Source organism: Kocuria marina, assembly GCA_014652975.1.
In the GTDB taxonomy this organism is placed as follows: Bacteria; Actinomycetota; Actinomycetes; order Actinomycetales; family Micrococcaceae; genus Kocuria; species Kocuria marina.
Genome location: BMZV01000011.1, coordinates 1 through 10,350 on the forward strand (window position 1 = coordinate 1; position 10,350 = coordinate 10,350).

7 protein-coding genes are annotated in these 10,350 nt (G+C 68.8%); 4 read left to right on the top strand and 3 right to left on the bottom strand.

What is annotated here, in order from left to right:
- Positions 1–636, top strand: a 636-nt coding sequence (locus IE157_RS12630; protein WP_270242182.1) for an aquaporin, incomplete at its 5' end; no start/stop codon positions are given.
- Positions 637–821: 185 nt separating this feature from the next.
- Here IE157_RS12630 and cydD read toward each other — a convergent pair.
- The 3 genes from cydD to IE157_RS12645 are packed head-to-tail and all read right to left on the bottom strand — an operon-like array spanning position 822 to position 6,971.
- On the bottom strand, positions 822–4,268 hold the full coding sequence (gene cydD / locus IE157_RS12635) for a thiol reductant ABC exporter subunit CydD (protein WP_144933145.1): 3,447 nt from the start codon (positions 4,266–4,268) through the stop codon (positions 822–824).
- Positions 4,265–5,359 carry a cytochrome d ubiquinol oxidase subunit II gene (cydB, locus tag IE157_RS12640; protein WP_019311286.1) on the bottom strand — a complete coding sequence of 365 codons (1,095 nt, stop codon included), beginning with the start codon at positions 5,357–5,359 and terminating at the stop codon, positions 4,265–4,267. Before cydB ends, cydD begins: the two co-directional genes overlap by 4 nt.
- Before the next feature lie 28 nt (positions 5,360–5,387).
- A complete protein-coding gene (locus IE157_RS12645; RefSeq protein WP_019311285.1) occupies positions 5,388–6,971 on the bottom strand; it encodes a cytochrome ubiquinol oxidase subunit I in 1,584 nt (527 codons plus the stop codon).
- Positions 6,972–7,079: 108 nt separating this feature from the next.
- Between IE157_RS12645 and IE157_RS12650 the strand changes: the two genes are divergently transcribed.
- The 3 genes from IE157_RS12650 (at position 7,080) to IE157_RS12660 (ending at position 10,284) form a co-directional block, all read left to right on the top strand.
- The gene (locus IE157_RS12650) at positions 7,080–7,466 is read left to right on the top strand and encodes a BlaI/MecI/CopY family transcriptional regulator (RefSeq protein WP_257879654.1); all 387 of its coding nucleotides are present in this window, start codon (positions 7,080–7,082) and stop codon (positions 7,464–7,466) included.
- A 6-nt stretch (positions 7,467–7,472) separates the two neighbouring features.
- Complete coding sequence (locus IE157_RS12655; protein ID WP_019311283.1) at positions 7,473–8,423, top strand: M56 family metallopeptidase; 951 nt, start codon at positions 7,473–7,475, stop codon at positions 8,421–8,423.
- Between the two features lie 313 nt (positions 8,424–8,736).
- Positions 8,737–10,284, top strand: coding sequence for a peptidoglycan DD-metalloendopeptidase family protein (locus IE157_RS12660; protein WP_193520148.1), 1,548 nt, complete (start codon positions 8,737–8,739; stop codon positions 10,282–10,284).
- The last annotated feature ends 66 nt before the right edge of the window (positions 10,285–10,350 follow it).

Genomic DNA, 10,350 nt, shown 5'->3' on the forward strand with positions numbered 1-10,350 from the left:
CAGTTCCTTCGGCATAACTCCATCCTCGTTTCCAAGGTCAGGAGCCTCCAACAAACTCACGGCGCTTCAGCGGTCGTGTCCGGGCGCACTCCGGCCAAGGTCGCCCTCGGCTACGTGGTGGCCCAGGTGCTCGGGGCGCTGGTCGCGGTGGGCATGCTGTGGGCGGTGCTGATGACACTGATTGATGCCTCCACCACCGCCCAGGCCTTGGGGGCGGTGGCCAACGGCTACGGGGAGAACTCCACCTCCCAAGCCGGTTGGTCCACCGTGCTTCTGGTCGAGTTCGTGGCGACGACGCTGTTCGTCCTCGTGGTCCTGGGCTCGACAGCCCCACGGGCCAACGCGGTCCTGGCCCCGGTGGCGATCGGGGCGAGCTTCGCCTTCCTGCTCACCATCCTGGCGCCTTTCGACGGCGGGTCGCTGAATCCGGCCCGCTCCACCGGCACCGCGGTTATCGGGGGTGTTGAAAGCCTGTCTCAGCTGTGGCTGTTTTGGGTTGCCCCGTTGCTGGGGGGTCTGGTGGCGGGTCTGATCTACCGTGTGGTAGATCTGGGCCGCTCACCCCGCCGCGCCACCGTGCCGCCCGCCGAAGACGCCACAGCGAGCACCGACACCTCCATCGCCCCGGGAGCGTGAGGGAGCCGAGCGGTGTCTCGTCACGGGATGGTCCTACTCGCCATGGCGTCTTCTCGGAGCCTTCCGGATTAACCCGTGCCAGCGCAGGTCAGCCGGGCGCCGGCGCTGAGGACGGGTCGAGCAGAGTCCCCGGAAGGGCTGTATCCCATCTGGGACGCCTGGAATTTTCTGCGTTGGCGGGACGGTCAGGGAACACGCGTCAGTGACCGGTCGCCGTTTCTAGCCTGCGCATGGTCACTGGTCTGTGCATGGTCACTGGGCTGTGGTGCGCAGTGCTGGTGCGCTCCTGGCAGGTGGAGGCGAACGTCTGCTCCAGTGCGTTGTTCGGCGTGGTGGGTCACGAGCACGACGATGCGGTCGGACAGTGCTGAGCGCAGGTCGGAGATCAGCGAGTGGGCAGCGGGTGCGTCGAGGTGAGCGGTGGGTTCGTCGAGGAGCAGGACGTCGGCGCGGGTGAGCAGCGCCCTGGCGACGGCGATGCGTTGTCGTTGCCCTCCCGAGAGGCTCCCTCCGCTCGGGCCGACTGGTGTGTCCAGGCCCTGGGGCAATCCACCCATGAAGGACTCCAGGCCCACGCGGGTAAGGACCTCATGCATGTCCTCATCGGTGGGCCGATCGTTTTTCCCCCGGGCGAGCAGGAGGTTCCCGCGGATGGTGGAGTCGAACAGGTGTGCCTCCTGGGGGCACCAGGCGAAGCGTCGCCGCAGCTGCCGGGCGTCGAAGGTGGTGCTGTCGGAGCCGTTGACCTGCCATGAGCCCTCCGCGGCGGGCAAGTGGCCCAGGAGGGTCGCCAGCAGGGTGGATTTGCCTGAGCCGGAGGGACCTTCAACGACGAGCCACCGGCCCCGGCGCACGGTGGCCTGGAGGTGGCGGAATGCCGGGGCCGGCGCCTGCGGCCAGGTGACGGCCAGGTCGGCCAGCGTCAGCTCTTGGACCTGAGCCGGAACCAGCCCGGCGGGGGGCCGAGGTCGCTTATGGCGGGTGGTTGTGGCGGTGACGGCATGGACCTTGCGCAGCGACTGGGCCAGCGCGGGCCACTGCTGTACCGCATCGACCGCGCCGAGCAGCGGATCGATCAGGCCCAGGGGCAGCAGCACGAGTGCGGCGACGACCGGTGCGGAGATTGTGCCTGCCGCCCGGGCTTCGACGGTGGTTGCCAGCATGAGCACGGAGGAGAGGGAGCAGGCCAGCACCACGACGGCCTCGCCCAGGCCCCGCGCCCAGGCAGTGGACCGGGTTGCGGTGTCCGCGGACTGCTCGAGGTCGTCGAGCCGGGCGAGCATGTCCTTGGCTCGATCGTTGGCGCGCAGCTCGTCGGAGGCGGCGACCATCGCGGCGAAGCGGCGGATCACGCTGGAGCGCACGACGGTGAGGTGGCGGGCCGCGGATCGGTCGGCCAGCAGCGCCGCGACGGGCCCGGCGAGCAGCCCGCCGAGGACGGCGACCAGTAGCGTGGGCACCGCGCTGGGGCACAGGGCCATGACGGCGACGACAGCCCCCAGGGCGGTGCCGGCCCCGGCCATCGGTGGCAGCAGGACCCGGGGGGCCAGGTCGCGGACCCGGTCGGCGGCGTCGACCAGGTGCTCCAGGGCCGCCCCACCGGTGGCTAGAACCCGGGAGGCCAGGCCTCGGGCGGCCAGCCCGGCCCAGATCCGGGACCTGAGCTCGGTGGTGGCGGACAGGACGGCGTCGTGGGTGGCCAGTCGTTCGGCGTAGCGCAGCACGGCGCGGCCGATGCCGAAGAAGCGGACGCCGACGATGGCGACCATCAGGTACATGATTCCCGGCTGCTCGCTGGCGCGCACGATTAGCCAGCCCGACAGCGTGGTGAGGGCGGCGGCGAACAGGGCTGAGGCCGTCCCCAGGGCCGCTGCCCCCAACATGCGCCAGCGAGTGGAGGCGAGGAACGCCCTGAGCTCGCCCAACGCACCACCGCAGGTCTCGGCGAGTGAAGAAGTGAACGCCTCGCCCTGGCGATCGGAGGCCTGCTGCTCCTCCGGGGCGGTGGTTCCTGGCTGGCGATGCGCCCCCTCCCCGCGGGGGCTGGCGGGCTGCCCCAGGAGCACTTTCTGGTCGGCGAGGGCGGTGATCTCGGTTTCGTGGGAGGCCAGGATCACGGTGGTGGTGCCGCGCAGGTTGTCGATGAGGTTTCTGATGCGGTGCGCGTTGGTGGGATCGAGGTGGGCGGTGGGCTCGTCGAGGAGCAGCAGCCGGGCCCCGGCGGTGATGCGGACCAGGCCCCGGGCCAGGCCCAGGCGGCGCAGTTCCCCGGGGCTGAGTTGGTTCGGGTCCGCCTCGGCCAGCCCGGTCAGTCCGACTCGCGCGAGGGCGTGGTGGGTGGAAGCGGTGTCGTGGGCGTAGAGCTGGATCTCGTCGAGGACGGTCTCGCCGACGGTGTGGATGTGCTGAGGCACCCAGGCCACTGCAGCCGGGTCGATCCCGTGGATGGTTCCTTTTTGGGCTTCGATGGTTCCGGCGAGGACCCCGAGCAGGGTGGATTTGCCGCTGCCGCTGGGGCCTTCGACGCTAGTGATAGTTCCGGAAGGGATTTCGGCGTCGAGACCGGATACTGCTGGGGAGGGCCGTCCTGGGTAGCGCACGACCACGCCACTGATTCGCACCGCGGGTGCCTGGTCCGCTGGGGTGTCCGGCTGGGGGTTGATCGTTGCGGGGTTCGATTCCGGTGGCGTCGGTCTGCGGATGTCGGGGGCCGGGGGCTCGGCGACGATCTCACGGGAGCAGTGCAAGGCTGCCATGCCGTCCTGGGAGGCGTGGAAGGCTGCGCCGAGGTCGCGGAAGGGGGCGAAGCATTCGGGGGCGAGGATGAGGGCAATGAGTCCCACCAGGAGGTCGAGGTCACCGTAGACGAGGCGCACGCCGACGAACACCGCCACGACGGCGACCGAGAGCGTGGCGATCAGCTCGAGCACGAGCGCGGAGAGGAACGCGGTGCGCAGGGTCACCATGGTTGTGTGCCGGTGCTGCTCGGAGACATCGCGCAGCGCCGCAGCCTGCTCCTCGATCCGTCCCAGGCCCACGAGGACGGGCAGTCCACGGGCGAGTTCGACCAGGTGGTGGGAGAGTCGTTGAAGGGCGGCGGAGGACTCCTCAGCCTTGTCCTGGGAGTGCAGCCCGATCAGTGCCATGAACACCGGAATCAGGGGCACGGTGAGCACGATGATGAGGGCGCTGACCCAGTCGGCGGCCAGGATCCGCGCCCCGACCAGCAGAGGCACGGTGGTGGCGGCGGTGACCGAGGGCAGCACGCGCGCGTAGTAGTCGTCGAGGGCGTCGAGGCCGATGGTGCCCACAGTGGTCGTGGCGCCGACGTCGTGGCCGCCCCCGGCCAGGAGGCGGGTGGCGAGTTCTCGGCGCAGCCCCCGCTTCGCCCGACCGGCGGCGCGGACGGCGACGACCTGGGTGGCCCAGGTGGTTGCGGCACGCAGCAGCCCGGCACCGACCCCGACCAGCAGAGCCCGTTGCCAGGCCGCCGTGTCATGAGCGATGACCCCGACGATGCCGCGGGCCAGGGCTTCGGCCATGCCGATCAGAGCCAGAGCCTTGAGCGCTCCGAGGAGGCCGAGGGTGAAGACTGTGGCAGCACCACCGGGGCCCAGCGGGGGACGTTTCATGCCTGCTGGTTCCCGTCCGTGCCCGTCCCCGGCACACCCTCACGTCGGGTACCCGCGGCGCGGCTCGGGGCAACGGCGGGAAGGACGGGGTGGGGGGCGGGAAGATGGCCGGTGGTCAGGCGCCGGCGGAACACCCAATAGCTCCAGCTCTGAGCGAGCATCACCGAGGGCAAGCCGATGGCCGCCACGACGGTCATGACCCCCAGGGTGTAGTCGCTGCTGGAGGCGTTGGCCACCGTCAGGTGGTGGGCGGGGTCGATCGTGGAGGGCAGGACCACGGGGTAGACGTTGGCGAAGATTGAGGTAAGGCCGCAGAACAGCAGTGCGGCGGAGCCGGCGAAGGCGCGGCCTTCCCGGCCCAGGCGGGCGCTGGTCCACCCGAAGAGCGCGGCGACGACCGCGGCACCGACCAGGGGCCAGGTCCAGGCCTTGTCGTGGAGCACTTGAACGGCCAACACCCACACGGTGAGCGGCACCAGCGCGGCCGGGCCGAAACGGAGGAGGAACTGGCGGGCACGCACCCGGACCGGGCCCTCGGTCTTCAGTCCCAGGAAGGCCGAGGCGTGCACGAGGCAGAAACCGACCAGCGCCAGCCCACCGAGCAGCGCGTAGGGCGTGAACCAGGCGAAGGCCCCGCCGACGCGGTCGCCGTTGGCGTTCAGCGGCAGGCCCGTAGTGGTCAAAGCCAAGGCAGCACCGAGCCCGAAGGCGACCAGGAACGATCCCCCGCCCAGGGCCCGGTCCACCCACCGCCGCCACCGGTCGCTGTGGACCTTGCCGCGGTACTCGATGGACACCGCCCGGAAAATCAGCCCGACCAGGACGAACACGAAGGGGACGTACAGGGCAGAGAACAAGGAGGCGTACCAGTCGGGGAAGGCGGCGAAGAGCCCGGCGGCTGCGGTGATCAGCCACACCTCGTTGCCGTCCCACACCGGGCCGATGGTATTGAGCATCTGCCGGCGCTGGCGCTCATCGCGGGTACTGGTGAGCATGAGCATCCCCACGCCCAGGTCGAAGCCGTCCAGGAGGATGAACCCGGTCCACAGCACCGCGATGGCGATGAACCAGAGAGTGGGAAGCAGTTCCATGTCAGGGGCCGTTCTGTGGTCGTCGGGCTCAGTAGGCGAAGGCCAGCACGTCATCGCGCCGACCGGTCATGCCCTCGGGATGGGCGGGGTCATCTTCGTGGTGGGCGAGCTCGGGCATGGCCGAGGCGACCCCGCCGCGCACGTAGCGCACGAGCAACCTCGTCTCCACCACCAGCAGGACCGCGTAGATCAGCCCGAGGGTGATGAGGGAGAAAAGGATCTCCTCCCCGCTGACTCCCGGGGAGACGGCAGCGGCGGTGTACATGTACACCCCGTCCACACCACTGGGGTTGGGATTCGGGACGACCACGAACGGTTGCCGTCCCATCTCGGTGAACACCCACCCGGCAATGTTGGCCCCGAAGGGTGCCAGGATGGAGGCCACCGCCACCCACATCAAGGGCTTGGAAGCCGGGACGGTGCCCTTCCGGGTGAGCCACAGCGTCAGCGCCGCGAAGCCGGCGGCGAGCATGCCGAAGCCGATCATCAGGCGGAACCCCCAGTAGGTGACCTCCATTAGGGGCAGGTAGTCGATCTTTTGGCCGGCCCGTTCGCCGTACATGGGGTCTTCAGGCAGGTGGGTGCCGTAGGCGGCCTCGTACTGTGGGATGAGGGTGTTCACGCCCTTGACTTCGGTGTCGAAGTCCCCGTGGGCCAAAAACGACAGCAGGCCCGGGATCTCGATGACGTTGGTCACCTGGTCACAGTCCTGGGCTCCGAGCGGGCCCACGGCCAGCACCGAGAAGCTGGTGCCATCGTGGCAGGCCGCCTCAGCGGCGGCCATCTTCAGCGGCTGCTGGTCGAACATGAGCTTGCCCTGCAGGTCCCCGGTGGCGGCGACCCCGCCGAAGGCGACGGCGGCGACCACCGCACCGATGCGCAGGCTGGACAGCCACACCGCGTGGTCGACCCGGTCCCGCCCGGGAATATCGGCCCGCTCTCCCACGACCACGGCACCGGAGTCGTCGACGGTGTCGATGTTGTCCCGGCGGCGCTGCCACAGCTGGTACCAGGAAACCCCGATCAGGAACGCCGCGCCCACTGCCACCGCTCCGGCCAGGGTGTGGGAGTAGGCCACCAGGGCCGTGTTGTTGGTCAGCACCGCCCACACGTCGTTCATCACCGGGCGGCCGTCCACCATCTCCACGCCCACCGGGTGCTGCATCCAGGAGTTGGCGACGATGATGAAAAAGGCCGAGACCACGGAGCCGAGCACCGCGGTCCACAGCGTGGCCAGGTGCAGCTTCTTGGGCAGGCGGTCCCAGCCGAAGATCCACAGGCCCAGGAAGGTGGACTCGAAGAAGAAGGCGAGCAGGCCCTCCATCGCCAGCGGTGCGCCGAAGACGTCGCCGACGAAGCGGGAGTACTCGCTCCAGGCCATCCCGAACTGGAATTCCTGCACCAACCCGGTGGCCACGCCCATGATGAAGTTGATCAGGTAGAGCTTGCCCCAGAACTTCGTCATCCGCAGCCAACGCTCGTTGCCGGTGCGCACCCACATCGTCTGCATGAGCGCCACCAGCAGACCCAGCCCGAGCGTGAGCGGGACCATCACGAAGTGGTAGACGGTGGTGATCCCGAACTGCCACCGGGCGATCTCCAACGGATCCATGGGTTGTCCCCCAAGCCTTTTTACAGTGGTGTAGAAGTAGTTCTACGAGTCGTAGAACTACTTCTACACCACTGTAGAACACGTGGGTCGGTCCGCTAGAATCAGCTGGTGGCAACCAACGAATCGAAACGTGCAACCTCCTTAGGTGACCTGGAGCGATCCATCATGGAGATCCTCTGGCAGGCGGACACCCCCCTGTCGGCCTACGACCTCCAGGACCAGCTCCCCCTAGCCACCGACAGCGGTCGCCCCCGCGCCGCCACCACCGTGCTCACCGTCCTGTCCCGCCTGGAGCGCAAAGGCTTCGTCACACGGGAACGCACCTTCCGCCCCCACCGGTACCACGCCGCAGCGTCCCGCGAAGAGCACATGGCCTCCCTCATGCACGAGGTCCTCGGAACAGCCAACGACCGGGCCGCCGTACTCGAACGCTTCGTCGGGGGCGTCAGTTCCGAGGAGGCACAAACTCTGCGGCGCCTCCTCGACGACCACTGAGTCCATGTGATCAGCGCCTCGATCGGCCTCGCGGCATTTGCTCTCGCCCTGGCCTGGCCCGTCCCGATCCTTTTCTCGCACGCCAAGTGGCCGACCCGCGCCCCCGCCACCGCACTGGTGCTCTGGCAGGCCGTCGCCCTGGCCGGCGGGCTGTCGATGCTCGGGGCCTTGCTCACCTTCGGCCTGGCCCCTTTTGGGCCGGACTTGGTCACGGGCGGCATCAGCTTCGCCGCTAGCTTCTTGGGAGATCAGCCATGGGTGCCCGCAGGCCCGATGCACATCCTCGCGCTGTCCGGAGCAGTTCTGCTCGGCGGGCATCTGCTGCTGAACCTGATGGTCACGATTGTGCGCGCCGAACGCGATCGCCGGCGCCATGCCCAGCTGGTCCTGCTCCTGAGCACACCGTTGCCCGATGCCCCCGGCACCCGGCTCCTCGACAACCCCGCCCCTGTCGCCTACTGCCTCCCGGGGGCGTTCACCACGATGACCGTCCTCTCTGCCGGATTGCTGTCACTGCTCGATGAAAACGAGCTGGACGCGGTGATCGAGCACGAGAAGGCACATGCCACCCAACGCCATGACATCGTGCTGATGCTATTCCGCGCCTGGAAGGCTTCCCTGCCCTGGTTCCCCATCGCCGACCGCGCTCACCGCGAAGTCGGGCTCCTCGTCGAGATGCTCGCCGACGACCGCGCCCGCCGGAGCGTCGACGACCGTACCCTCGCCCGAGCCGTCGCCCTTGTCAGCACCGGTGGATCCGCTGCTCCCTCGCACCGCTTCCAAGGCACCTGGACAGGCGCGGCCCCTGCCGAGGACGCCCGTCATCGCATCCTGCGACTGGAGGCCACGCCCGTGCCGGCGGGACAAAAGGCAACAGTCATCGGCGCAGCCGCTGCGCTCATCATCGTGCCCACCATCTTGCTGCTCGCCCCCGGCCTCACCAATCTGCTCGACTGACCACAGGCGCGAACCACCCTGGCTGCCACGGCAACACCTGACCCATGACTCGGCGCCCTGACACCGAGATCTACCGCGTCACATGAGGTACATCAGCGCCACTTTGCCACCGATTCAGGAACCTCGAATCGGAGGGCGGCAGCTCTGCGCGTCATACAGCGTTGCGTGCCCGCACGACACCGCATTAACGGGAGCGAAGACGTATCCTCAGGAGGATTGTCCGTGCTCCTACGCGCACACCAATGTTTGATGCCTGCGGTCCGTTGCTCGATCTTTCCGTCGTTGCCCGCGACGTCCTGGGGGAAACACCATCATGCCCCGTGACTCCTCTCGCCGCCCTGCCAAGCCCGACCTCCGTCACCGCGCCTCCTCGCCGGTGAGCGCCCTCGCCGCGTTCTCGGCCCTCGTGGCGCCGAGCGTGGCCGTCAGCTCGGGCGTCACTCCGGGGGCCGGCGAAGAACGAGGGGCTGCCTTCGGGGTGTCGGCGGGCTCCTCGGCCTCCTCGGAGCGGTCGGACAGCGGGTGGAGCCTCTTCGCGTCAGGTCAGGAGCGGCAGCACCCTCCGGCGGCACCGTTGCGGCAGAACCGTTCCACCTCGCCCGTCCGTGACGGCGCCGCAGGCAACGGGTCCTGGCGCCAAGGCACCGGGCCGGGCGACGCCGCCCGGAACGCGGCCTCGACGGTGCGCCCGGGGCGACATGCACCGAGGCTGTACTCGGGCGAGCTTCCCGTCAACACCCTCATCGCCCCCACCACTCCCGGGGCCGTCCTGACCGGGGGAACCTTCGGGTGGCGGATCGCCCCCGATCGCGGCGACCGCGAGTTCCACAACGGCACCGACGTCTCCGCAGCCGCAGGGCTGCCGGTCGTGGCGGCCGCCGAGGGCGAGGTGACGGCCGTGTTCTGGGACGTCTGGGGCGGCAACCGTGTGGAGGTCACCCACGCGGACGGACTGAGGACCACCTATAACCACCTCGAGGACGTCAGGGTGGCCACCGGTGACCGGCTGGCCGCAGCCGAGCAGCTCGGTTCCGTCGGTGCCACCGGAACCCGAGTCACGGGACCAAACCTGCACCTCGAGACCTGGGTCGACGGGCAGGCCGTGGACCCCCAGTCCTTCGACTGGGTCGACGGTCTCCGCGTCATTCCCGCCTCCCGCAGCAAGTACTCCTTGGAGGTGCCCGTGCCGGCCCCCGTGGATGACGAGACCACCGCCAAGAAAAAGGCCGCCTCGGACGAAGAAGCTGCCGAGCAGAAGGCCGCTGCCACCAAGAAGGTCACGAAGGAGCCCCAACCCACGGCCGAGCCTTCCGCTCCTGCGAAACCCAGCCCCACACCGGCCCCTCCACCGTCAGCGGCGCAAAAGCCCACGGCCATCCAGACCAAACCCGTAAAACCCGCCCAACCGGCACCAGCTCCTGCCCCGCCCGGCCCCACAACGGCACCACCCCAACCGGCACCGTCACCGTCTGCGGACACTGGGAGCGAGAAGGAGCTCCTGCCCGGAGTGGCGCCCCGGGTTCCGGACACCAAACGGGACACCGATCGCGACGGCACCCTCGACATCAATGACACCGACCTCGACGGGGACGGCATCGACAACAAGGCTGACGACAACCTCGACGGCGATAAGTTCATCAATGAGGTTGATCCGGACATGGATGGGGACGGCCTGCTCAATGAGGAAGACCCGGACATCGACGGGGACGGCATCCTCAACGACAAGGATGAGGAACCCATACGCCCGGCACGAGTGGCGCCCGCCAAACCAACTCCCGAGACTGGTGTGCCCAGCGATCCTGTAGGGATTACGGCCCCTGCCGGGGGAACTCAGGCTGCTGGGACCTCGTCGGCCACCTGAAGCGCCCTGAGTTTGTTGGAGGCTCCTGACCTTGGAAACGAGGATGGAGTTATGCCGAAGGAACTG

What these genes read in the sequence shown, in the direction of transcription:
- IE157_RS12660 (WP_193520148.1), top strand. Translation starts at nt 8,737, where the DNA reads ATGCCCCGTGACTCCTCTCGCCGCCCTGCCAAGCCCGACCTCCGTCAC.
- cydD (WP_144933145.1), bottom strand. Translation starts at nt 4,268, where the DNA reads ATGAAACGTCCCCCGCTGGGCCCCGGTGGTGCTGCCACAGTCTTCACC.
- IE157_RS12645 (WP_019311285.1), bottom strand. Translation starts at nt 6,971, where the DNA reads ATGGATCCGTTGGAGATCGCCCGGTGGCAGTTCGGGATCACCACCGTC.
- cydB (WP_019311286.1), bottom strand. Translation starts at nt 5,359, where the DNA reads ATGGAACTGCTTCCCACTCTCTGGTTCATCGCCATCGCGGTGCTGTGG.